This window comes from Cellulosilyticum sp. WCF-2, from assembly GCF_003990395.1.
In the GTDB taxonomy this organism is placed as follows: domain Bacteria; phylum Bacillota; class Clostridia; order Lachnospirales; family Cellulosilyticaceae; genus Cellulosilyticum; species Cellulosilyticum lentocellum.
On record NZ_CP034675.1, the window covers coordinates 3,482,930 to 3,507,030 of the forward strand.

At 34.4% G+C, this 24,101-nt stretch carries 21 protein-coding genes and 1 other annotated feature; of the genes, 2 read left to right on the top strand and 19 right to left on the bottom strand.

All coding sequences use genetic code 11. The features are described 5' to 3' along the window. Window positions 1–45: 45 nt before the first annotated feature. Complete coding sequence (locus EKH84_RS15740) at window positions 46–450, bottom strand: TIGR04086 family membrane protein (RefSeq protein WP_013657561.1); 405 nt, start codon at window positions 448–450, stop codon at window positions 46–48. Window positions 451–541: 91 nt separating this feature from the next. Between EKH84_RS15740 and EKH84_RS15745 the strand changes: the two genes are divergently transcribed. Beyond that, window positions 542–1,396 carry a PHP domain-containing protein gene (locus tag EKH84_RS15745; RefSeq protein ID WP_190283355.1) on the top strand — a complete coding sequence of 285 codons (855 nt, stop codon included), beginning with the start codon at window positions 542–544 and terminating at the stop codon, window positions 1,394–1,396. Between the two features lie 43 nt (window positions 1,397–1,439). On the opposite strand, the gene EKH84_RS15750 is transcribed toward EKH84_RS15745, so the two are convergent. Then, window positions 1,440–1,832, bottom strand: coding sequence for a hypothetical protein (locus EKH84_RS15750; protein ID WP_013657563.1), 393 nt, complete (start codon window positions 1,830–1,832; stop codon window positions 1,440–1,442). A 233-nt stretch (window positions 1,833–2,065) separates the two neighbouring features. Between EKH84_RS15750 and EKH84_RS15755 the strand changes: the two genes are divergently transcribed. After that, a complete protein-coding gene (locus EKH84_RS15755) occupies window positions 2,066–3,622 on the top strand; it encodes an ABC-F family ATP-binding cassette domain-containing protein (protein WP_127067029.1) in 1,557 nt (518 codons plus the stop codon). A 93-nt stretch (window positions 3,623–3,715) separates the two neighbouring features. Here EKH84_RS15755 and EKH84_RS15760 read toward each other — a convergent pair whose 3' ends face one another. From EKH84_RS15760 to pfkA, 17 genes are all read right to left on the bottom strand, one after another. After that, window positions 3,716–5,560 (bottom strand): ABC transporter ATP-binding protein, encoded by a 1,845-nt coding sequence (locus EKH84_RS15760; protein WP_127067030.1) that lies wholly within the window; start codon window positions 5,558–5,560, stop codon window positions 3,716–3,718. Further along, entirely contained in the window at window positions 5,553–7,286 is a 1,734-nt protein-coding gene (locus tag EKH84_RS15765; protein ID WP_127067031.1) for an ABC transporter ATP-binding protein, read from the bottom strand. Before EKH84_RS15765 ends, EKH84_RS15760 begins: the two co-directional genes overlap by 8 nt. A gap of 18 nt (window positions 7,287–7,304) precedes the next feature. Next, on the bottom strand, window positions 7,305–7,928 hold the full coding sequence (locus EKH84_RS15770; RefSeq protein ID WP_127067032.1) for a TetR/AcrR family transcriptional regulator: 624 nt from the start codon (window positions 7,926–7,928) through the stop codon (window positions 7,305–7,307). A 307-nt stretch (window positions 7,929–8,235) separates the two neighbouring features. After that, window positions 8,236–8,742 carry a GNAT family N-acetyltransferase gene (locus EKH84_RS15775; protein ID WP_013657568.1) on the bottom strand — a complete coding sequence of 169 codons (507 nt, stop codon included), beginning with the start codon at window positions 8,740–8,742 and terminating at the stop codon, window positions 8,236–8,238. A gap of 75 nt (window positions 8,743–8,817) precedes the next feature. After that, window positions 8,818–9,624: a sugar-phosphatase gene (gene yidA, locus EKH84_RS15780; protein WP_127067033.1), complete on the bottom strand. Its 807-nt coding sequence runs from the start codon at window positions 9,622–9,624 to the stop codon at window positions 8,818–8,820. 103 nt (window positions 9,625–9,727) lie between these two features. Beyond that, the gene (locus EKH84_RS15785; protein ID WP_127067034.1) at window positions 9,728–10,267 is read right to left on the bottom strand and encodes a hypothetical protein; all 540 of its coding nucleotides are present in this window, start codon (window positions 10,265–10,267) and stop codon (window positions 9,728–9,730) included. Window positions 10,268–10,357: 90 nt separating this feature from the next. Further along, window positions 10,358–10,873, bottom strand: a complete 516-nt coding sequence (locus tag EKH84_RS15790) for a MogA/MoaB family molybdenum cofactor biosynthesis protein (RefSeq protein WP_127067035.1) — start codon at window positions 10,871–10,873, stop codon at window positions 10,358–10,360. A 210-nt stretch (window positions 10,874–11,083) separates the two neighbouring features. Further along, entirely contained in the window at window positions 11,084–13,519 is a 2,436-nt protein-coding gene (locus EKH84_RS15795) for a GH36-type glycosyl hydrolase domain-containing protein (protein WP_127067036.1), read from the bottom strand. Between the two features lie 141 nt (window positions 13,520–13,660). Then, window positions 13,661–14,527 (bottom strand): DUF4435 domain-containing protein, encoded by an 867-nt coding sequence (locus EKH84_RS15800; RefSeq protein ID WP_190283356.1) that lies wholly within the window; start codon window positions 14,525–14,527, stop codon window positions 13,661–13,663. Then, complete coding sequence (locus EKH84_RS15805) at window positions 14,527–15,669, bottom strand: AAA family ATPase (RefSeq protein WP_127067038.1); 1,143 nt, start codon at window positions 15,667–15,669, stop codon at window positions 14,527–14,529. Before EKH84_RS15805 ends, EKH84_RS15800 begins: the two co-directional genes overlap by 1 nt. A gap of 148 nt (window positions 15,670–15,817) precedes the next feature. Beyond that, on the bottom strand, window positions 15,818–16,186 hold the full coding sequence (locus EKH84_RS15810) for a hypothetical protein (protein ID WP_127067039.1): 369 nt from the start codon (window positions 16,184–16,186) through the stop codon (window positions 15,818–15,820). Between the two features lie 151 nt (window positions 16,187–16,337). Further along, on the bottom strand, window positions 16,338–17,729 hold the full coding sequence (asnS, locus tag EKH84_RS15815; protein ID WP_013657575.1) for an asparagine--tRNA ligase: 1,392 nt from the start codon (window positions 17,727–17,729) through the stop codon (window positions 16,338–16,340). Window positions 17,730–17,838: 109 nt separating this feature from the next. Then, window positions 17,839–18,067 (bottom strand) — a binding site (T-box leader). A 116-nt stretch (window positions 18,068–18,183) separates the two neighbouring features. Then, the gene (locus EKH84_RS15820; protein ID WP_127067040.1) at window positions 18,184–18,975 is read right to left on the bottom strand and encodes a TrmH family RNA methyltransferase; all 792 of its coding nucleotides are present in this window, start codon (window positions 18,973–18,975) and stop codon (window positions 18,184–18,186) included. Further along, entirely contained in the window at window positions 18,968–19,630 is a 663-nt protein-coding gene (locus tag EKH84_RS15825) for a potassium channel family protein (protein ID WP_127067041.1), read from the bottom strand. Before EKH84_RS15825 ends, EKH84_RS15820 begins: the two co-directional genes overlap by 8 nt. A gap of 15 nt (window positions 19,631–19,645) precedes the next feature. Next, a complete protein-coding gene (locus EKH84_RS15830; protein ID WP_127067042.1) occupies window positions 19,646–21,067 on the bottom strand; it encodes a TrkH family potassium uptake protein in 1,422 nt (473 codons plus the stop codon). A gap of 150 nt (window positions 21,068–21,217) precedes the next feature. Continuing rightward, window positions 21,218–22,987 carry a pyruvate kinase gene (gene pyk / locus EKH84_RS15835; protein WP_127067043.1) on the bottom strand — a complete coding sequence of 590 codons (1,770 nt, stop codon included), beginning with the start codon at window positions 22,985–22,987 and terminating at the stop codon, window positions 21,218–21,220. Between the two features lie 58 nt (window positions 22,988–23,045). Next, window positions 23,046–24,017: a 6-phosphofructokinase gene (gene pfkA / locus EKH84_RS15840; protein WP_127067044.1), complete on the bottom strand. Its 972-nt coding sequence runs from the start codon at window positions 24,015–24,017 to the stop codon at window positions 23,046–23,048. Window positions 24,018–24,101 lie beyond the last annotated feature (84 nt).

The window sequence follows — 24,101 nt, forward strand, 5'->3', positions numbered from 1 at the left end:
GTTATAATTTTAGTTTCCTATTTGTTTTTTATCATCTATGTATCTTTACTTATGACAGTTAACAGAAATCATTCCTGCTATTGTGCTACTCATAATCACTAAAAGCGCAAGCATAAAAATAACACTAGGTGCTAAATGATTAAGTTTTTCAATAATGGTACCTAATACTAAAAAGATAATAAAGTAAAGTGAGCCACCAATTGCACCCCATTTATAGCCATTTTTGTTGTCAACTTTAGCTGTATCAAAGCCTGCAAGAAAAGCTGAAGCAATTACACCAAGGGTTACAATCCATACTTCAAACTTTGGTGAGGCATTGGTGTATGTAAGGATAATGGATGAGAACAAAATAAAAATGGCAGTTACCACATAAGCCATAATATTGGCTTTAACCATAGTGAGTACAGCTTGTGGCATATCCACTTCTACTTTTGCTTTATGTTTAGTCATCATGTTTCCTCCTTTTTACTTAAATCTATTAATATTTTACGTACATCTAGCCATAAGTATGATAAAATATTCATATAAAGGAGGTAAATCTATGAAATTAATTGATTTACACGTTCACTCAACTGCCTCTGATGGTACACTTTCACCACAAGAACTGGCTCTATATGCCAAAGCTAAAGGGTTAAGTGCTATTGCTTTAACAGATCATGATACCGTAGCAGGCGTTAATGAATGCATGAAAAAAGGTTTAGAAATAGGTGTTATTGTCATTCCAGGCATTGAATGTTCAGCTGATTATTATGGCAAAGAACTTCATATATTAGGTTATTATATTGATCCTGACTCCTCCGTTCTTCAAAATAAACTTAAAGAGCTTATCGATAGTAGAAGCAAACGTAATCTTAAAATGTTAGATAAGTTAACCGAATTAGGCTGTCCTCTGACACTAGAAGATTTAGAGGTTGATTGTGTTACTGATACTGTCTTCACTAGAGCTCATATTGCTAATGCCTTACTTCGCAAAGGGTATATTACAGAACGTAAAGAAGCATTTTCAAAGTATATTGGAAGTAACTGTCCTGCTTATATACCTCGTGAAAAATTTACTGTTAAAGCGTGCATTGATATGATTCATGAAGCAGGTGGGCTAGCTGTACTTGCTCATCCTATGCTATATGGATACAGTAGAGCAGATGTCACAAATCTCCTCCGTGGCTTAGCCATAGAAGGGCTTGACGGTGTGGAATGTGTTTACTCTACACATTCTAGCGATGATGTAGCTCACTTACTTCAAGTTTGCTTGCAGCTTAAACTTTTCCCAACAGGTGGTAGTGATTTTCATGGAGATAATAAACCTCAAATTGATTTAGGTTCTGGTTATGGCCATTTAAAAGTACCTTTTGATATTTTAGAAGCCATGCGTAAATGCTTAGGGATGTCTTATTAATGCAAAAAGGTGATATCAATACTTTTGATATCACCTTTTTGCATTATCTTTTTTCTTTTTTATCTTTAAGATAAGGTGCTAAACGTTCTGAATTTCTATAGACTTTGTAAAGCGCCTCAAAAACAAGTGGATGATATTTACCATTATCATTAATCCAAGCCCTTGCTTCGTCTTCTTTACATACTTCTATAAAAATTTCTCTATTTCCTTTAGCTCTTACTTCTTCTGCTATGCTTTTTAATGCCACATAGTCTTTAAATAAATCTATCTTTTCTTCAATCTTTAAGCGGTGAATAAGACGGTCTAAGCAATTGTCTCCTAATGTGTCTAATAGCATCTGAAAAGCCGCCACATCATTGTATTGACTAACAAAAGTATCTCTTAATCCTTCTGCTATACGCCTATCTGTCTCTTTACCTTTTATGATTACGCTCACTGCTGGTCCCCGCTTTCGTTTATATTTTACTTTACCATTTTACATGATTTAACTATTTTTTTAAATACATCCAGTCTTTTTCTGACTTGTATTTTATTTTAAAACAATCAAAACACAGAAACAAATTTATCCTTATTGATTATTTACAGCAATAAACACTATACATTTTTACCTATTTCGATTATGATAATACAGTAAAATGAACCATTGATCATAAGATAAAGGAGATGCAAATGAGCGTATTAACTGTAAAAAATGTAACCCACGGCTTTGGGGCACGTAGTATTTTAGAAGATGTTTCTTTTCGTCTACTCAAAGGTGAACACGTTGCATTAGTTGGAGCTAATGGTGAAGGTAAATCCACTTTTTTAAATATCATTACAGGTAAGCTTATGCCTGATGAAGGAAAAGTAGAATGGTCCAATCGTGTAACAGCTGGTTATTTAGATCAGCACTCAATTTTAGAACCTGGAACTACTATAAGAGATAATTTACGTCTTGCTTTTAATCACCTTTTTGAATTAGAAACAGAAATGTTAGGTATTTACGAAAAGGTAGCCGAAGTAGATGAAGCTGAAATGGCTCGCCTAATGGAAGACGCAGCTGAAATTCAAAATATTTTAGATAGTAGCGGCTTTTATACGCTTGACTCAAAGATAGAAGAAGTTGCTCAAGGTTTAGGCCTGTCTGATATTGGTCTTGATCGTAAAGTAGATGAATTAAGCGGTGGTCAAAGAACAAAGGTCCTACTCACAAAGCTTTTACTTGAAAATCCAACTATCTTAATTCTAGATGAGCCTACTAACTATTTAGATGAAAATCATATTGAATGGCTTAAACGTTATCTACAAAATTATGAAAATGCTTTTATCCTTGTTTCTCATGATATTCCATTCTTAAATGAAGTATGCAACCTTGTTTACCACGTGGAAAATTGTGAGTTAACACGTTATGTAGGTAATTATGATGACTTTAAACGTATTTATGAACAACAAAAGCGTCAACAAGAACAAGCTTATGAACGTCAACAAAAAGAGATTGATAAACTTGAAGACTTTATCGCACGTAATAAAGCTCGTGTTGCTACAACTGGTATGGCTAAAAGCCGCCAAAAGCAATTAGATAAAATGGATATTATTGAAAAAACTCATGAAAAGCCAAAACCTATTTTTAATTTCAAACCTTACAAAGCACCAAGTCGTTTCTTAATTGAAGCCGAAGACTTAGTTATTGGTTATGATGAGCCACTTACAAGTCCTTTAACTTTTAAGCTAGAACGTGGACAAAAAGTAGCTATTTGCGGTGTTAATGGTCTTGGTAAATCTACTTTACTTAAAACCCTTTTAGGCATTATTCCTTCCTTAGGTGGTAAAGTAGAATTTGGTGAAAATGTGAAATATGGCTACTTTGAACAAGAAGATAGTCGTGATAACAGTAATACCGCATTAGAAGAAATTTGGAACCTTTATCCTTCTATGAATAACCACGAGGTTCGTACAGCTTTAGCTAAATGTGGTTTAACAACTGAACATATTACAAGTCCAATGAAAGTTCTTTCTGGTGGTGAAAATGCAAAAGTTCGCTTATGTAAAATCTTAATGGAAGAACTTAATCTTCTGATTTTAGATGAGCCTACTAACCACTTAGACCCAGAAGCAAAAGATGAACTTGAAAAAGCTATTCGTGAATTTAAAGGAACTGTAGTTCTTGTTTGCCACGAACCTTATTTCTACCAAAGCTTTGTAACAGATGTATGGAATGTAGAAGACTGGACCACAAAAGTCATATAATCACCATTCTTCATTATTCATTCTTACTTTCTAATTGCTTCACATGATTCATCATAAAAATAGACTTACCCCTATGAGGTAAGTCTATTTTTATTAGCTAGCTTCAAATTGACTATTATAAAGTTGTGCATAGAAAGTACCTTGTTTTAAGAGTTCTTCATGAGTACCTTTTTCAATAATATCACCATCTTTCATTACTAAAATAAGGTCTGCATCACGAATCGTAGATAAACGGTGAGCAATAATAAAACTGGTTCTTCCTTTCATTAAGTTTTCCATAGCTTTTTGAATAAGCACTTCTGTACGTGTATCAACTGAGCTTGTGGCTTCATCTAAAATAAGAATTGTAGGGTCTGATAAAATGGCACGTGCAATGGTTAATAGTTGCTTTTGTCCTTGAGAAACATTACTTGCTTCTTCATTTAAAACCATGCGGTAACCATCAGGTAAGGTTTTTACAAAACTATGAACATGAGCTGCTTTGGCTGCTTCAATGACTTCTTCATCCGTAGCATCTTGTTTGCCATAGCGTATATTTTCCATAATGCTACCATTATACAACCACGTATCTTGAAGTACCATACCAAATAAATCTCTTAAATCACTTCTTGTAAAGTCACAAATATCATGGCCATCAATTTTAATCTTACCAGATTGTAAGTCATAAAAGCGCATTAATAGCTTCACGACTGTTGTTTTACCAGCACCTGTAGGCCCTACAATAGCTACCTTCATTCCTGGTTTAACATCAGCTGAAAAGTCATTAATAATGATTTTGTCTGGATTATATCCAAAATGAACATTTTCGAAGGTAACTTGCCCTTCTGGATTTTCTAATTTCACTGGCGTACTACTTTCTACACTTTCTTCTTCCTCGTCTAAAAAGGCAAATACACGTTCAGCAGCTGCTGCTGTAGATTGTAATGTATTTGAAATACTTGCAATTTGTGAAAGTGGCTGAGTAAAGTTACGCATGTATTGAATAAAGGCTTGAATATCACCAATACTTACTGTATTTTTAACAGCTAAAACACCACCTAAAATGCACACCAGTACATAGCCTAGATTACCTATAAAGCCCATAATAGGCATCATCATGCCTGATATAAACTGTGATTTCCACGCCGAATGATATAGAGTTTCGTTATATGCATTAAACTGCTTCATGGACTCTTCTTCTCCATTAAACGCTTTAACAACAACATGCCCCCCATACATTTCTTCTACATGCCCATTAATATGACCCAGGTATTCTTGTTGACTTCTAAAGTATTTTTGTGACTTTTTAACCACACCCATCACAAAGAACATAGAAAGTGGAATGACTATTAAAGCTGCTAATGTCATCAGCCAACTAATTCGAATCATCATAATGAGTACACCAATAACCATAGTTATAGAAGTAATAATTTGAGTTAAGCTTTGCCCCAAAGTTTGACTGACTGTATCTACATCATTTGTAATACGAGAAAGTACCTCACCATGAGTATGTGTATCAAAATATTTAAGTGGCATACGATTAATTTTTTCTGTAATATCATTACGTAGTTTATAAGTTACCTTTTGAGAAACGCCTGTCATTACCCAGCCTTGAATGTAACTAAATGCTGCTGATAGCAAATATAATCCTAGTAAGAATAATAAAATATTACGGATTTTAGTGTAGTCAATCACTAATTGACCAGTCTGCACAGCAGCCATAATGCCCTCTACTAAAACATTAGTGGCATCTCCTAATATAGAAGGACCATAAATAGAAAAGACAGTAGATGCAATAGCAAAAATCATAACCACTACAATTCCCACCATATATTGCTTTAAATAGTTGATTAATTTTTTCATGGTGCCTTTAAAATCATCTGCTTTTTCACCAGCACCCATGCCACCCATAGGTCCATGTCCACCCATAGGTCCTCTCGGTCTTTTATTTTCACTCATTGCCTAGTTCCTCCTTTGACAATTGTGATAATGCAATTTCCTTATACACCTCACATGTTTTAAGTAGTTCTTGATGTGTTCCTTTACCTACAACATGGCCCTCATCTAGAACAATGATTTGTTCTGCATGCATAATGGTACTAATACGTTGTGCAACAAGTAAAACCGTTGCATTGGTTACGTTTTTCTTAAGTTCTGCTCGAAGTTTAGCATCTGTTTTAAAATCAAGGGCAGAAAAGCTATCATCAAAAATATAAATCTGTGGTTTCGTTGCTAATGCTCTGGCAATAGAAAGTCGTTGCTTTTGTCCCCCTGATACATTGGTGCCACCCTGTGCAATCCCTGATTTCATTCCCTCTGGTTTTAAATCTATAAATTCTTTAGCTTGAGCAATGGTCGCTGCTTCTAAGAGTTCTTTTTCACTAGCATCCTTTTTGCCATAACTTAAATTACTTTCAATGGTTCCTGAAAATAAAATACCTTTTTGAGGAACATAACCAATTTGCTCTCTTAAGTCATGTTGAGCAATATCTCTAATATCCTTACCATCTAACAAAATACTACCTTCTGTAACATCATAAAAACGTGGTACCAAATTAATCAATGTGGACTTACCACTACCTGTTGCACCAATAAACGCAGTGGTTTCTCCTGGCTTAGCCACAAAGCTCACATCATGTAAAACAGGTTCCTCTGCTCCAGGATAGCTAAAACTTACATTTTTAAATTCTATAACACCTATTGCTTTTTCTATAGGTAAAGCATTGTTTTGATCTATAATAGTTAACTCAGTTTCTAATACTTCCGATACACGTCTTCCAGACACAGAGGCTCTAGGAATCATTATAAACATCATAGAAATAAATAAGAAACTCATAATAATTTGCATCGTATACTGCATAAAGGCCATCATATCTCCTACTTGAAGCTGACCTGCTCCTACGCGGTGTGACCCTACCCAAATAACTAAGACACTAATGAGATTCATTAAAAGCATCATAGCTGGCATCATAAAAGTCATGACACGATTAACAAATAAATTCACCTTCATTAAATCCTTATTCGCTTCATCAAAGCGCTTTTCTTCAAATTTTTGAGTATTAAATGCACGAATAACCAGCATACCTGATAAATTTTCTCTTACAATTAAATTCAGTTTATCAATTAAACTTTGTACTTTTTTAAAACGTGGTAATACAATAATAGAAATGACTACAATTAAGCCAATTAAAATAACCACAGCTAAAATAATAATCCATGACATCGATACATCTTTGGAAAGAGCTAAGATAATTCCTCCCACTCCCATAATCGGTGCATAAAACATCATACGAATCATCATTGTCACTAAGTTTTGAATCTGTGTAATATCATTGGTTGTACGTGTAATAAGAGAAGCTGTTGAAAACTTATCAAATTCTGCATTTGAAAAACTACTTACTTTTTCAAATACATGTCTCCTTAATGTTCTAGCAACACCAGCACCTACCTTAGAAGCAATCAGACCTACCAAAATAGCTGCTATTACTCCACCTAATGAAATCAGAAGCATAACGCCTCCTGTTTGTAAAATAAAGCCATTGTCTTTCATCAGTATCCCTTGATTAATAATTTTTGACATATAATCAGGTAACGATAAATCGCATATAGCTTGCGTAAATAATAAACCAACAGCTAACAATATATAACCTATATAAGGCTTTAGATATTTTATAATCTTAAGCATAATTGTGCGTTCCTCCTTTTAGTTTGTTTGTCTAGACTTAAGACCTCTGTTTATAATGTCCATCTCAAAGCTAAAAATCTCTAGGCATTCTTCTTTACTGGTTATATCATTTAAAAACTGTGTAAGTAATCTAAATAATATCCCATTGAGCATTTTACTTAAGTATTTAAATTCCTTTTCAGATGCCAGCCCTAGCCTTTTTCGATCAATAGCTTCCATAACTGCTTTAAATTCTTCCATACAAGGATGCTCTTTGTGTGTAGGAACCATTCTATTTCTCATTTTCTCATTCATGCTCAAAAAGATATTTCTCTCTAAGTTTTTATTTTCTTCTGTACCCAGATGATTAATGTAGTCCTCGAAGAATTCCTCAACAGCACTTAAAAGGTCTCCCTCTTTTTGAATAACCTTATTCGTAAAAGAAACAAACTTCTCCTTTACCTCCTCTGCTGCTATTTGTGTAAATAAATCATCTTTATCCTCAAAGTACTGATAAAAACTACCCCTTGGTATATCTGCATCTTTAATAATACGTGCAATGGATGCTTCCGCCAAAGGCACTCTAGCAAACTCTTTTCTAGCTGCGGCGCTAATAAGCTCCCTTTTTTCTGGTGCTAAATTATAAAAAGTTTTCTTTGGCATTTTCTATCTCCTTTCTCCATGTCACACCGTCTCATTAAGTCAAGGTCTCATTACCTTATTTTCTCTCCCCAAGTAATGTGACAATGTGTCATATTTCATTATTATATATGACACATTGTCATATTGCAACTTATTTAAACTTGAAAACCTTTACAAAATAGTGTTTACCGTTTTGCTATTTTTATTGCTTTTTACTAACTACTTTTATTTTTCCACAAAAAAACAAGATAACTTACCCAATCTTCTTCTTAAGTAAGCTATCTCATTTATTTATAGTCCCTCATTATAGTAGAGCCACACAATGTGACTATATCACTTCATTTATTTTCTTAATCATCATCAATGCTTGGTTATCATCTACTTCTAATTCGTCATGAATAAAACCTGGCTCAATGTAAAAAATACCTCTGCCATCTGGTTCATAACCTCTTTTAGCTAGTAAATGTTGGGCTGCTTCATAAGCTTCAGAAAGGCCCACTCCTATAGCACAATACTGACTTTTAGCTGCTGCTCGTTTTTCTAATTCATCCATGAGTCTAGAGGCAATTCCTTGATTTCTAAAACCCTCTCTTACATGAAGTTCTTTAATAACCGGAATATGCTCTTCTTCTAATTCTTCATCATTCCAGTCTAGCTTAGCATAGCCAGCCAGTTCCCCATTATATAATGCTATAATGAGTTCGCTTTCACCTGAAAGCATTTCTTCGTAATAGGATGTATAAGTAGAATGGTTTGTATGCATAAAGGTCTTCTCTAGTAACTGACTATCTGCACTTTCCATATCTCTAAGTATAATATCCCCTTCAATATCCATTAGCTTCCTCCTATTTTTGTATCATACAACTCACATCTTTTATTATACCGGTTTTAGGTGATAATGCAAGTTATCCTAGCTAATCCCAATAAACTTTTCAATAACGTGTGCAACACCATCTTCATCGTTATTCTTAGTAATATAATCAGCAGCTTCTTTTACTTCATCAAAGGCATTACCCATAGCAACACCTAATCCTGCAAATTGAATCATATCTAAATCATTACCTGCATCACCTATACAAATCACTTCTTCTTGTTTAATGTGAAGATATTCTGCCAAGGCTTTTACACCAGTTCCTTTACTTGAAGCTTTATTTAAAAACTCTAAGAAAAATGGTGCACTTCTTACAACTGTATACTTTTCAAAAATAGTCTGTGGTATTTTCTTAATAGCTTCTTCTAATACTTCTTCAGGATCAATGAACATAATTTTAATAATGTCTTCTTCCTCTGAAACCGTGTCAAAGTTTACTTCATGTACCTCAATCCCATTGATGCGCCCTTCTAATTGTGAGTACTCATTCATACGTGGGGTAATGCAACCTTGGTTTGAAAAAGCATGAATATTAACCCCGATAGTTTTTGACAAGGCGTAAAGTTCTTTTAAGTGGCTGCCTCTTAAAATATTCTTAGAAATAATCTCTTTCGTGCAAGCATTTTGAATCACGCTACCGTTAAAACTCATTACATAATCATCTTTTGAATCTAATTTAAGTTCTGTTAAATAACGTTCTAGCCCTTCTATGGGTCTACCAGAAGCTAATACAATTTTAACACCTTTTTGGACTGCTTTAGCAATCACTTTCTTTGTTCTATCTGAAATCGTTTTATCTTCTCTAAGTAAGGTACCATCCATATCTATTGCAATTAATTTATACATATTTTCAACTCCTATAATTTTCTATCTCCATTATAACAGTTTTTTCTTTGATTTTTAGTGGTAATTCTAACAAACTTTTCTCTTAGCTATCATTTTCTTACAGCTAATTCTCCAAAGTCACCTCAAAATAAGGTAGCTTTACTTTTAGTTGTTCTTCTAAATAGATTTTCATCTCTTGAGGTACGATTAGCTCACATTTTCTTGTAACAATACCTTTTCCCTTATAATCTACTTTTATAATAAGCTTTTCTCCTCTTGTTACCCACCTATAAGCTACAATATTTTCCCAATTCATAGCGATGAACTGACGCTTACTTAGTAATCCTCCTTGAAGTAAACACCACATCGTATGAGGTGTATATTCTAATACATAATAATTAATTAAATACACCACAACTCCACCTAATAAGAGGTAACTATTTAGTTGACCCACAATACACCCAATGACAATATACCCGCTTATAGCCACTAATAAAATCCATGATAAATGATTGCTCATACTATGAAATACACCTAGCTTCTCTTCTACTACCCATTCTGCCACTTTACAAAGCTGGTTATAGCGCTTTTCACCTTGCCTTTTACTACTTGCTATGGCTACTAAGAATAAAATGACAATAAAACCCAAAAGCATTTGATTCATGTTTTTTCCCCTTTACTTTGCTTAAAGTATGTAAATTATTCTTTTATTGTAATCTAACTTTCATACTTTGACAAATAAACAGGTTATACATTAGTCTGTTGCCATAATTTCTAATCCTTCATAAATAGTATCTATAATACTCTCAAAAGAACTTCTTACCCCTTTGACATCCCCTGGTAAATTGATAATAAGAGTATTTCTTCTAATTCCTGAAACACCTCTAGAAAGCATGGCTCTAGAATTATATTGTAAATGATAACTTCTTAAAGCTTCACTAATACCTGGCACTTCTTTATCTAGTACACCTTGAGTGGCTTCTGGCGTAATATCTCTTTTTCTAAAACCAACACCACCTGTTGTTAAAACAAGGTCAACTTTTAAATCATCACAAAGCATAACTAAAGCTTCTTGAATGCGATCAATTTCATCTGGTATAACAATATAGTATTTGATTTCAAAACCTCTATCCTTTAACATAAAATCTAGTAAATGACCACTTTCGTCCTCCTCTTTACCGCTTGCTAAACCATCACTCGTTGTAATAATCCCTGCTGTAAATACTTTTCTTTCTTCTTTTTCTTTTTTCTTTGCTTTATTTTTTCCCATTTCCTTTTCCCCCTTGTTATAATCTGAAAAACAACAAAGGCGAGAAAGAAACGCTACGTATAGCATTCTTTCTCGCCTTTGAGATATTCATATATATTTTAGTATTGTATGCTTATTATTCCAAATTGTCAATACCGTTTTATAACAACAAATGACCTTACACTAGGTAAGGCCATTTATGCCGCCAATATCGTTGCTTTATTTTACTCTTTATCCAAGCACAACTTCTACTTGGTGAGTCTTACCATCTTTAAAGTCAGGGATGATATTACCATTAATAATCTCACCATCTACTACTAATCTCTTTACGCCTTTTGATACATGATTTGGATTTTGGATGCTAATTTCATAGTTAGCACCTTTAAATTCTCTCATAATCTTATAACCATCCCATGCTTTTGGAATACATGGATCCACTTTTAAGCCTTTATAATCTGGTTTAATACCAAGAATCCATTGTGAGATAGTGATAAAATTCCATGCTGCTGTTCCTGTAAGCCAAGAGTTCTTAGCTTCACCATGACGAACAGCATCTTTACCTGCTACCATTTGAGAGTATACATATGGTTCTGTTTTATGAATATCGCTCTTTTCTTCAAGGTAAGCTGGTGCAATTTTCTTATAAACTTCAAAGGCGCGATCTCCACGACCAATAACTGTTTCAGCACAAGCAATCCATGGGTTATTATGGCAGAAAATACCTGCATTTTCTTTATAACCAGCTGGATAAGTAGAGATTTCTCCCATTTCAATGTGATAAGTTGTAAATGCTGGATTATTAAGAACTATACCATATTCTGTATCTAATCTTTCTTTAACAGAATTAAGTGCTTTTTCAGCTTCCCCTGTTTCTGCTCCTACACCTGCCATGACACAGAAACCTTGAGATTCAATGAAAATCTTACCTTCTTCATTTTCATTACTTCCGATTTTATTACCATAGAAATCATATGCACGAAGGAACCATTCTCCATCATACCCATGTGCTAGGATATTCTTCTCCATCTTTTCAACTTCAGCAGTTGCACGAGTAGCTTCTGCTTCATTGCCAATTTCTTTACAAAGTGCTACATACTCTTTACCGATCATCACATACATACCAGCGATGAAAACGGATTCTGCAACACCACCTTCTTGATTTTCTGTTGTTTGGAAAGACTCTCCTGGTGTGTTAGAGAAACAGTTAAGATTCAAACAGTCATTCCAGTCAGCACGACCAATTAGTGGAAGACCATGAGGTCCAAGGTTATTGGTAACATGATCAAGAGATACTCTTAAGTGATCAAATAAAGTGGCTTTGTTATTTTCATCATTATCAAATGGTACCATTTCTTTAAGAATATCTAAATCACCAGATTCTTTGATATAAGCAGTTGTTCCTAAGATTAACCATAATGGGTCATCGTTAAAACCACTTCCGATGTCATTGTTACCTTTTTTAGTAAGTGGTTGATATTGATGATAGCAACCACCATCTTCAAATTGAGTAGACGCAATATCAATGATTCTTTCTCTCGCTCTTTCTGGAATTTGATGAACAAATCCAAGGAGGTCTTGGTTAGAATCTCTAAATCCCATACCACGGCCAATACCTGATTCAAAGTAAGAAGCACTTCTTGACATATTGAAAGTAACCATACATTGATATGGGTTCCAGATATTAACCATACGATTTAATTTTTCATCATCACTTTGTAAGGTGTAATGAGAAAGAAGTTTATCCCATGAACCTTTAAGTGCTGCAAAAGCTGCTTCTACAGCTTCATCAGTTGCAAAACGAGACATTAATGCTTCTGCTGGTTTTTTATTAATGATTCCTTTAGACTCCCACTTTTCATCTTGTGGATTTTCAATATAACCTAAAGTGAATACAAATACTTTTTCTTCTCCTGGTGCAAGCTCTACATTGATTTGATGTGCTGCCACTGGTGACCAACCACTTGCTACAGAATTTTTACATTCACCCTTCATGACGCTGTCTGGTGCTTCAAAACCATTGTAAAGACCTACAAAGCTGTCACGGTCTGTATCATAACCATCTACAGGTACGTTAACAGAATAGAAAGCATAATGATTCCTTCTCTCTTTGTACTCTGTTTTATGATAAATGGTACTACCTACAATTTCAACTTCACCTGTACTAAAGTTTCTTTGGAAGTTAGTTGTATCGTCTTGTGCATCCCATAAACACCACTCAATGAATGAAAACAACTTAAAGTCCTTTTTAGCATCAGAAGTATTTTTTATTTTAAGTCTATGTATTTCAGCATTTTCACCATTTGGCACAAAAGCAAGCTGCTCTACACGAATGCCATTTCTTTCTCCTGTGAAAATAGAATAACCTAAACCATGACGGCACTCATAAAAATCTAATTCTTTCTTTACAGGCTTCCAAGTATGTGACCATACATCACCATTATCGTTAATGTAGAAATAACGACCACCATTATCAATAGGCACACTATTATATCTGAATCTTGTTATTCTTCTAAGCTTTGCATCTTTATAAAAAGAATAGCCACCACTAGTGTTAGAAATGAGTCCAAAAAAGGCTTCGCTTCCTAAATAATTAATCCATGGATAAGGTGTTTGTGGGGTAGTAATAACATATTCTCTTCTCGCATCATCAAAATGACCATATTTCATAGACGACTCTCCTCGCTTCTTCAGTTTATTATTTCCTAAGCATAATTTTATTTCAAATACGCTGAAAGTAAATGGAGAAAATTGCTTGTCTTTTTCATAAAAATTTACACATTTTTTCAAACAATTTTTAAGGTAGTTATTTTACTTTTTAAATAAATAATAACCCTGTTCTTTATTCTCCCAAGTTACAAGTTGTTTATAGAGCTGTGTTTGTTTAAAATCTTCCTTGGTATAAGCTAATCTAAAATTACCTTCTAATTGCCCTGGAAACAAATTCTTAGCATTATAGTTACCAAAAACGTGCATTAATCCTAGATTAATCACTACCATCAAATCATGTCCACAACATACTTGCCATTCATCATGATGTCTTGCTTTTAATTTTTTTACCTCTTTACTTATTAGACTACTCTCCATTTCTTTTGCTTTTTTACTTCCAAAAAGAACGTAATCTATAAGTCTTGATAAATCCACTTCCAAGGTTTTAGTATCTATAAACTTTTCAAATTCCAGATTAGAAAAACGAAGGCCTAGTTGTTCCTTTAACGAATACCATCTTAAATAACCAATAAGTGCTACCTGTTTTATAAGGTAATCCCTAATAGGCATTTTAATGTGGGATTCGAATTTCATATATTTTTCTTTATCTCCATATTCGATACATATATTTTCAAAAGCATTAGACTTAATAAGCATACATTCTAAATCATGTCCATCTGTAACAAATACGTTAGGTATCACTTCTAACTCTGGCTCTAAACCATCGAAATCTCTATCTGTAATTCCTAAAATACCCAAAGCCTTTTCCTCATTAAATACTTTAATACATGCCTCTACATTTTGTTTACTATCTGCTATAATCACTTCACAACAGCTAGGATCAATAAACTTACTATATAGTCTAAAGTCTGTAATTCCTTCCACTACCAAAAAGCTTTTATCTTTTTTCCCACTTCGTAGCATCTTAAGCTTAGTCACTAATCTGGTTGCACTCATATACTGCTTCATCAGCATTCCTCCAAACCAGTTGTTAAGTCCCATCTTCCATTAATGATATCTGGTGAATGTGTAGCAATAATTAATTTCACCTTCGTTAACGCTGCAATAGCTTCCATATCTTCAAGGAAGCTCTGTTGCCATGCAATATGCAAAGAAATCTCTGGTTCATCTATTAAGATAAGTGCGTTAGCAGGTGATTTAAATAAGAGTTTAAAAAGCAAAATCAGTTCATTTTGCTCTCCTGAAGAAAGTTTATCTGCTCGTAATTTTTCCTTCGTAGGTACTTTAAATACAAAACCATCCTTCATATTGACTTCCATTACTTTATAAGAAAAGCGCTTATTAATTAAAGTAGCTAATAAATTAATTTTAGTTGCCAAACTTTCAAAAGCTCTTAACTTTTCATGACTATCTTCAATATATAAAGTTAGCACTTTAAGAATTTTTTCATCTACTTGTGAAAGTTCTTCTGGTAAAGCTACTGGAACATTGGAAAAAAGCCCTGCACTTTCTAAAATGGTTCGTTTTTTCTCTAATTCTTGTAACTGCTCCCTTATCTCTTCTATACTTAGGTAAGATGCTTCTGTATCATTAAGGCGCTTAATCAGACGATTAGGAAAACTTCTATCTAACTCCTGTCCACAATAATTGGACTGTGCTAAAGCTTCTCTCATTAATTCACTTAATTCTTTAGCATACTCTAATACAGTGGGTAAAAACATGTGGGCAGCATCTGTATATTCCTTTTTCTCTAGCCATAGACGATCTGCATTAATTAAATAAATGGGCATTTCTTTAGTAATGCTTTTTAAACGATTTAAAATAGAAGCACTTAATTCAGCATTTTTGTCTAGACCTACTTGATAGGTCTCTTCAAATTGACCACTAATAAAATGATAGTACATTTCATTATTTTCCTTATAGACTTCCACTGTAATAGCTGGATCACAAACAATCATAAAACGTTTAAAGGGAATCTGCTGCAGTTCATCAATATAACCTTCTAAAATAGCTCTAATTAACTTCAAAATTGTTGTCTTACCATATCCATTAGGCGCATGAATAATTTTGAGACATTCCTCCTTATCAAAAGCAATGTCATAGTTATGAAGCCCATACAAATCTGTTACTTTAATATTTGTAATCAACATGCTACTCCCTCCCTATTATATGATAAGTCTATTATACCAATAAATGCTAAAAAAATCCTGCTTTATCAAAATATTTAACCAACACTTGAACAATAAAAAAGCTCGTAAGTCAACAAATTTACTGTTGCTTACAAGCTCTTTATCTTAGCTATTTCTTTTCAAAAATCAAAGTGCTACCATCCATATCCATATGTAATTGATTCTCTACAATTGAACATTCTATAGATTCACCATCAATAGTAGCTGTAATTTTCCCCTCTGCTTCTTGCCAAGTACCTTCTGATGATTCCCCCATAAAGACTCCTGTAAAAGTACCGTCTTGTTTAAACTCAAAGCTCATATCTAATTCTAACCCTAAACTCTCTTTTAAAGCAGCAGTGTCAACTTTAACGCCTTCACTTTCTCCACCTGCTAGACTCCAATTTCCTACAACCGCACTTTTTCCGCATCCTGATAAACACAATACCATCATAACGGATAAAATGCTCATGAGTACCATTGATTTTACTTGTTTCATTTTGATTCTCCCCTTTATTAATTTATTAACAATCACAGCAAGACTGATTATATATAATATATTATTTTTTGTCAATATTATATATATTCAGTTTTTATTACAAACCCCAAATAAAAAGGAGTTAAGCCACCGCTTAACTCCTTAAGAACAATTAAAATTCTGCTTGACCTGTCGTTCTTGGGAATGGGATAACGTCTCTAATATTAGTCATTCCTGTTAAATACATAATTAAACGTTCAAACCCTAAACCAAATCCTGCATGACGTGTACCACCAAATCTTCTTAAATCTAAGTACCACCAGTAATCTTCTTCTTTAAGACCAAGCTCTGCCATACGCTCTAAAAGAACCTCTAATCTTTCTTCCCTTTGGCTACCACCAATAAGTTCCCCAATACCTGGCACTAAAAGATCCATAGCCGCTACAGTTTTACCATCTTCATTCATTCTCATATAGAATGCTTTAATTTCTTTTGGATAGTTAGTAACAAATACTGGCTTTTTAAAGTGTTCTTCTGTTAAATAACGTTCATGTTCTGTTTGAAGATCACATCCCCAATAAACTGGATATTCGAATTTTTTACCACATTTTTCCAAGATTTGAACAGCTTCTGTATAGGTTACACGTCCAAAGTCAGCTGATGCTACGCCTTGAAGTCTTTCTAAAATACCTTTGTCAACAAATTGATTAAAGAACGCCATTTCCTCTTTTGCATTTTCAAGTACATAGTTAATAACAAATTTCACCATATCTTCTGCTAAACGCATATCGTCTTCAAGATCTGCAAAAGCAATTTCTGGTTCAATCATCCAAAACTCTGCAGCATGTCTTGGTGTATTAGATTTTTCTGCTCTAAAAGTTGGCCCAAAAGTATAAACATCTCTAAAAGCCATAGCAAATGTCTCTGCGGAAAGCTGACCTGATACTGTAAGACTAGCCATTTTACCAAAGAAATCTTCTTTGAAATCTACTTCACCATTTTCTGTTTTAGGAGGATGCACTGGATCTAAAGTTGTTACTCTAAACATTTCTCCAGCACCTTCACAGTCACTTGCTGTAATCAGTGGTGTATGTGCATATACAAAGCTTCTTTCTTGGAAAAACTTATGAATAGCATAAGCTGCTAAAGAACGTACTCTAAAAACAGCACCAAAGGTATTAGTACGTGGTCTAAGATAAGCAATTTGTCTCAGGTACTCAAAAGAATGTCTTTTCTTTTGAAGTGGATATTCAGGTGGGCATTCACCTTCTATTACTATCTGTGTTGCTTTTAACTCAAAGGGTTGCTTTTGGTTAGGTGTCATCACAAGATCACCTGTAACGATAATGGCTGCTCCTACTCCTAGTTTAGCCACTTCTTTAAAGTTTTCCAGTGTGTCCTCGAATACAATTTGAAGTGATTTAAAGAAAGTTCCGTCATTCACCTCGATAAACCCAAAAGTTTTTGAGTCTCTTACAGTTCTTACCCAGCCTGCTACTGTTAAGTTGGTTGGTTGTACCTCACTAGTACGCTGATACAGTGTTCTGATAGATGTTGTTTGCATGATGCTATGCCTCCTTATTTTAAACTCTTCTACTCTAATCACATAGTAAGCCTATGGCTTTACTCCAAAACTATGTGTATGGATATAACAAAAAAGCTTCGCCCCTCTCCAAAGGGACGAAGCTTGTACTCCGCGTTACCACCCTAGTTAATTACCAAAAGGTAATTCACCTCAAAAAGATATATCGGTCTTTACCCGGCTAAGCCTACTCATTGCCCGTAGCATTTTCGATTAGCAACTCCAAGAGGTTCTTCACGCATTAGATTCTACTAGCTTCCACCTACCGCTAGCTCTCTGAAAGTCATCTTAATGGCTACTCTTCTTTTCATCGTTATAACTATTTAACTGCTTAACATTATATGAAGTTTCTAGTTATTTGTCAAGTTCTACCTTTTATAAAAACCATGTTTAAAATTTTCCCATATCAGAGATATAATAATGACCGATGATCTATTCAATCGCCCTTTTGACATTGTCTTGTTATTTCATACATACAAATGCTTGTTGCTATCGCTGCGTTTAAAGATTCAGCTGCTCCTGGCATAGGAATAATCACTGTATGATCACTTGCTTCTTTTACACGTTCAGAAACGCCATTACCTTCATTGCCAATAATGATTGCTACCTTTTCCTCAAAGGTAACATCATAAATAGGTTTTGCACCAGGTATTAGCGCTGTTGTATATAAAGTAACACCTTTTTGTTTTAAGAAATCCATATAAGTATCTATCTCTTCTTCTATTACAATAGGTACATGAAATAATGAACTCATTGTAGATCGTACTACTTTGGGACTATAAAGGTCTACAGAACCTTTGGTAATGAATACCCCTTTAAAATCAAAGGCATGTGCTGTTCTAATAATGGTTCCTAAATTTCCTGGATCTTGTAAATTTTCTAGTACTAAATAATGGCCTGCTTCAATATTGAAGTGTACTAAATCATAGGTTGGCATATAAGCAACTGCCATAGCACCTTGAGGAGATTGGGTATCACTTATACTTTTATAAATCTCTTTAGACACCTCTAGCCTTTCCTCTGCCTTTACTGCTCCTAATTCTTTTTCATCTACTTCAGACGTTGTAATAAGATATTTGATTTTAACATGACTAGGAATTTCTTTTACCCCACGTATACCTTCAATAACAAATAAACCTTCTGACTTACGTGCGCTTTTCTTTTTTTGTAATTCCTTTATGTTTTTAATCACATTATTTTGAGGACTTGTTATTTGCTTTTTATTCATGCCTTTTAGCTTCCAATTCTTGAATAGATTTATTATTACCCACTACTACCAATAAATCATTTTCTTCTAAAATGTAATCTGGTCCAGGGGTTACATTAATATCACCGCCTCTTTCAACTGCAATAATATTAATGCCATATTTAGCGCGGATATTAATCTCTTTAATACTGCGACTTCTCCATTGTGGTAAAATAGAGATTTCCATTATACTATAATCACGTGAAAGCTGAATATAATCAATAATATTACCAGCTATAAGATTGGTGGCAATACGTTTACCCATATCTCTCTCAGGCAAAATAATACGATCTGCTCCTATTTTCTCTAGTACTCTTTGATGAATTTCCGTACTTGCTTTAGCCACAACATAAGGAATACCCATTTCTTTTAAAAGCAAAGTAGTCATTATACTAGATTGCATATCTTTACCAATTGCTACAATAGCCACATCGAAATTACGAATGCCTAATGAACGTAGGGTATCAATGTCTGTCACCTCTGCTTGTACTGCTTGCGTCACTACAGGTGAAATATCTTGCACCCTTTCTTCACATTTGTCTACACCCATTACTTCGTAGCCCGCATCTGCCAACGTAGTCGCTAGACTACTTCCAAATCGTCCTAATCCAAAGACCACAAATTGTTTTGCTTTCACAATAATCCTCCTCTATTATCCAACCATAACCTTTTCTTCTGGATATTGAATGTTTCCTTTATTTTTACTTTGTCTTACCATAAGGGCCATAGCCATTGTAATAGGTCCTAATCTTCCAATAAACATAACGATAATAATCGTAATCTTTCCTGTTATACTTAATAACGGCGTAATTCCTAAAGTCGTACCAACAGTAGCAAAAGCTGATATGGTTTCAAAAAGAATTTCCATAAACGTAAAGTCTTCTGATAAACTTAATACGCCTACAACAGTAAATACAACCATAACAGAAATCATAATAATTGTTAATGCACGTGTAATAATTTGAAGAGGTATTCTTCTTTTAAAAATAGTTGTTTGTTCATTACCTCTGATGGTTGAAATGGCACATAACATCAGTACCCCTACAGTAACTGTTTTGATCCCTCCTGCTGTACCAGCAGGTGAACCACCAATAAACATGAGCAATATTGTCACTAGTTTTGAAGTGTCTGTTAAACTAGCCAAATCCACCGTATTAAAACCAGCTGTACGTGGTGAAACAGATTGAAACATAGCCGCATATACCTTTTCTTTAAAAGTTAAAGGCCCTAAGGTTCCTGGATTTTTATATTCTAAAACAAATATCACAATAAATCCAATCAAAAGTAAGCTTATCGTTAAAATCCATACTAATCTAGTATGCACAGACATTTTGTTAAACGCCTGTTTCCACTTAAAATGCTTAGGCGCTTTTAATTTTCCTCGAATCATTTTATACGTATCAATCCATACACTAAATCCAAGTCCACCTACTACAATCAGTGACATAATAACTAAGTTAACTATACTATTTCCCACATAAGGCGTTAAACTCCTGGTTCCTATTAAGTCAAAGCCCGCATTACAAAAAGCGGAAATTGAATGGAAAATAGAATAAATAATACCTTTTATAAAACCATAGTCAGGAATAAATGCAAAGCATAATAAAAATGCACCTATTCCTTCTACCAGCAATGTTCCTTTTACAATATGCGTAGTAAAGCGAACAATCCCTGCAGTTGTATTGAAATTAAGCGCTTCTTGCATAATAAGCCTATTTTTAAGGGTAATCCTTTTTCCTAAAACAATAAATAACATACTTACTAAGGTCATAAACCCTAGTCCACCAATCTGAATACAAAATAAAATAACCGTTTTCCCAAAGCTACTCCAATGCATAGACGTATTCACTACTGTTAAACCCGTTACACACACCGCTGAGGTAGTGGTAAACAAAGCATCAATCAAAGACGTTGCTTCACCATTTGCCGCACTAATAGGTAATGACAATAGCAAAGTACCTAAAAGAATAACGATCAAAAAGCCACCTACCAAAATCTGAGCTGGATGAAGATTCTGTCTTTGTATAAAGCCTCGCTTTACCTTAATAAACCCTGGTGCCTCACTCTGTTTCATGTCTTTCTCTCCTTAAATAGCAAATGAACTTTTTACTTATTTTATACTATATTTCTAAAAATATCTACTTTGACTTCATTTTAATTAAATCTTTAACCAAGATTCATTAAAAGCAATAAGGAGCCATCTTATAGATAGCCCCTTGATTTATTATGCTTTATGTACTACGCCATTATAGATATAGCCATTTCTGCTATCTACAGTAATAACAGTAGCATTTTTAAGTCCTTCTATAATCCCATTAGCCCCAATAATAACGGGAATATCTAACGTTCTCCCAACTATTACGGCATGATTATTTTCTTCAAGTGCACTTTCTTCTACAACAATAGCACTTGCTTTTTTCATATAAGGTAAATATTCGTTGCTCGTTTTATGAGCTACTAAAATATCCCCTTGTTTAAAATATTGATCAGCTTCGTCTAATACTTTAATCACACTGGCGCGTGCTGTGATAGACTTATTGCCGAAACCCACGCCTTTAGTAAGTACGTTTCCCACGTATTGTACCTTCATAATATTACTTGTACCTTCTGCCCCTAATGGTACCCCTGTTGATAAAACCACTACATCACCTTGCTCAGCAAGTTTAAGCTCTTCAACTTTTTGAACCGCTAATGCAAAAGTTTCATCTGTAGAAGCCCCTTCTTTAGGTGTAATGAGTACAGGTGTACAACCCCAAACTAAGTTAAGCTGTCTAAGTACTCTTTGATTATTGGTACAACCTACAATACGACAGTTAGGTTTGAATTTTGAAATAGAACGTGCTGTATAGCCGGATTTCGTAATACTAATAATACATGCAGCATCTAATTCTCTAGCAGTATTACAAGTTGCATGGCTTACTGCATTAGTCATGCTAATACCATAGTTTTTACTCACTAAAGTTTCCTGTGCTTGTTTCGCTACAACAGCTTCTGCTGTCATAGCAATCTTAGCCATCGTTTGAATAGCTTCTAAAGGATAATCACCTTTAGCTGTTTCTCCTGAAAGCATAATCGCACTTGTACCATCAAAAATAGCATTAGCTACGTCGGTTGTTTCTGCTCTTGTAGGTCTAGGATTACGAATCATAGAATCTAGCATTTGTGTTGCTGTAATAACAGGTTTACCTGCTTTATTTGCTTTTTTAATGAGTTCTTTTTGCACGATAGGTACTTCTTCTGTAGGAATTTCTACACCTAAGTCACCTCTAGCAACCATGATTGCATCTGCTACTTCGATGATTTCATCGATGTTATTGACACCATCTCGATTTTCAATTTTAGCAATAATTTGAATATCGCTTCCGCCTGCTTCTTCTAGCACTTGACGAATTTTAATAATATCAGCAGCACAACGGATAAAAGAGGCAGCAATATAGTCAAAGCCTGCTTTTGGTGCAAACTCTACGTCTGCAATATCTTTTTCTGTAAGTGCAGGTAAATTAACAAATACATCAGGGATATTAACCCCTTTTCTTGAACCTAATACACCACCATTAACGACACTACATTCAATGTCAGTATCCGTCAAATTTTTGACACGGAGTTCAATGAGACCATCGTCAATTAAAATACGACTACCTCTTTTTAAATCAAAAGGCAAATTTTTATAAGTCACACTTACACGCTTGCCGTCCCCTTCAATTTCCTCTGTTGTTAAAGTAAAACTATCTCCAATGTTTAGCTTGTGGTCTAAGTCATCTTTCATGACACCAGTTCTAATCTCTGGTCCTTTAGTATCTAGAATAAGAGGAATAGGTTTTCCAAGCTCTTCTCTTACTTTAATAACACGTTTAACGGTTTCTCCATGAATTTTATGATCATCATGTGAAAAATTGATACGAATCGCATCAGCACCTGTTTCGATGATTTTTCTTATATTGTCTACGTCTCTGGTCTTAGGTCCTAATGTACAAATAATTTTAGTTTTGCGCATTGCTGCCCCCCCTGGTTTATCCATCATTAATGTAGTTAAAAGCTATCCTTTTTTACAACTATACAAGTAATTCGCTTACTTTATACATATATTCGTCAATATTTTTCTTCATTGCAAGTGCTTCATTAATGTCATAATCCACATATTCACCTTTTACATAAGCAACTACTCGTTTTGCTTTACCTTCGCAAAGTAAATCTACTGCTTTAGCACCCATCATAGAAGCATGTACACGGTCTACTGCTGTTGGTGAACCACCTCTTTGAAGATGCCCTAAAATGGTTGCACGTGTTTCGATACCTGTTACCTGCTCTACTTTCTTAGCAAGTGCTTCAGAGCCGCCTACACCTTCAGCTACAATAATTAAGCAGTTCTTTTTGCCATGGTGTTTATTTTCAAGAATTTGTTTGATAATTTGTTCATCTGTTAAACGTTCTTTTTCTGGAAGAAGTACCATTTCAGCACCAGAACTAATACCACACCATAAAGCAATATAACCTGCATTTCTTCCCATTACTTCTACAATAGAACATCTTTGATGTGAAGTTGAAGTATCACGAATTTTATTAATAGCATCCATTGCTGTATTAACAGCTGTATCAAATCCAATAGTATATTCTGTACAAGCAATATCAAGGTCAATTGTTCCTGGAATACCGATTGTGTTGATTCCTAAATTAGCAAGCTTTTCTGCCCCTTGGAAAGAACCATCTCCACCAATAACAACAAGACCGTCAATACCAAATACTTTACACATTTCAGCACCACGTGCTTGACCTTCAGGTTTGACAAATTCTAGACAACGTGCTGTTTGTAGAATTGTACCACCACGTTGTACAATATCAGATACACTTCTTGGTGTTAATTCTACTACATCTCCTGCTAGTAACCCATTATAGCCTTTATTAATACCCATCACCTTAATACCACGTGCACATGCTACGCGTACTACTGAACGAATGGCAGCATTCATTCCTGGTGCATCACCGCCGCTTGTTAATACGCCGATTGTGTTAATTTTTTTACTCATAAAATAACCCCCTTATGGTTGTTTTAATTTTCACTTTTTCCTTGTATGTAACCGGTTGATTATTACAAAGAAATAAGACTTGTT

What these genes read in the sequence shown, in the direction of transcription:
- EKH84_RS15740 (WP_013657561.1), bottom strand. Translation starts at nt 450, where the DNA reads ATGACTAAACATAAAGCAAAAGTAGAAGTGGATATGCCACAAGCTGTA.
- EKH84_RS15745 (WP_190283355.1), top strand. Translation starts at nt 542, where the DNA reads ATGAAATTAATTGATTTACACGTTCACTCAACTGCCTCTGATGGTACA.
- EKH84_RS15755 (WP_127067029.1), top strand. Translation starts at nt 2,066, where the DNA reads ATGAGCGTATTAACTGTAAAAAATGTAACCCACGGCTTTGGGGCACGT.
- EKH84_RS15760 (WP_127067030.1), bottom strand. Translation starts at nt 5,560, where the DNA reads ATGAGTGAAAATAAAAGACCGAGAGGACCTATGGGTGGACATGGACCT.
- EKH84_RS15765 (WP_127067031.1), bottom strand. Translation starts at nt 7,286, where the DNA reads ATGCTTAAGATTATAAAATATCTAAAGCCTTATATAGGTTATATATTG.
- EKH84_RS15770 (WP_127067032.1), bottom strand. Translation starts at nt 7,928, where the DNA reads ATGCCAAAGAAAACTTTTTATAATTTAGCACCAGAAAAAAGGGAGCTT.
- EKH84_RS15775 (WP_013657568.1), bottom strand. Translation starts at nt 8,742, where the DNA reads ATGGATATTGAAGGGGATATTATACTTAGAGATATGGAAAGTGCAGAT.
- yidA (WP_127067033.1), bottom strand. Translation starts at nt 9,624, where the DNA reads ATGTATAAATTAATTGCAATAGATATGGATGGTACCTTACTTAGAGAA.
- EKH84_RS15785 (WP_127067034.1), bottom strand. Translation starts at nt 10,267, where the DNA reads ATGAATCAAATGCTTTTGGGTTTTATTGTCATTTTATTCTTAGTAGCC.
- EKH84_RS15790 (WP_127067035.1), bottom strand. Translation starts at nt 10,873, where the DNA reads ATGGGAAAAAATAAAGCAAAGAAAAAAGAAAAAGAAGAAAGAAAAGTA.
- EKH84_RS15795 (WP_127067036.1), bottom strand. Translation starts at nt 13,519, where the DNA reads ATGAAATATGGTCATTTTGATGATGCGAGAAGAGAATATGTTATTACT.
- EKH84_RS15800 (WP_190283356.1), bottom strand. Translation starts at nt 14,527, where the DNA reads ATGAAGCAGTATATGAGTGCAACCAGATTAGTGACTAAGCTTAAGATG.
- EKH84_RS15805 (WP_127067038.1), bottom strand. Translation starts at nt 15,669, where the DNA reads ATGTTGATTACAAATATTAAAGTAACAGATTTGTATGGGCTTCATAAC.
- EKH84_RS15810 (WP_127067039.1), bottom strand. Translation starts at nt 16,186, where the DNA reads ATGAAACAAGTAAAATCAATGGTACTCATGAGCATTTTATCCGTTATG.
- asnS (WP_013657575.1), bottom strand. Translation starts at nt 17,729, where the DNA reads ATGCAAACAACATCTATCAGAACACTGTATCAGCGTACTAGTGAGGTA.
- EKH84_RS15820 (WP_127067040.1), bottom strand. Translation starts at nt 18,975, where the DNA reads ATGAATAAAAAGCAAATAACAAGTCCTCAAAATAATGTGATTAAAAAC.
- EKH84_RS15830 (WP_127067042.1), bottom strand. Translation starts at nt 21,067, where the DNA reads ATGAAACAGAGTGAGGCACCAGGGTTTATTAAGGTAAAGCGAGGCTTT.
- pyk (WP_127067043.1), bottom strand. Translation starts at nt 22,987, where the DNA reads ATGCGCAAAACTAAAATTATTTGTACATTAGGACCTAAGACCAGAGAC.
- pfkA (WP_127067044.1), bottom strand. Translation starts at nt 24,017, where the DNA reads ATGAGTAAAAAAATTAACACAATCGGCGTATTAACAAGCGGCGGTGAT.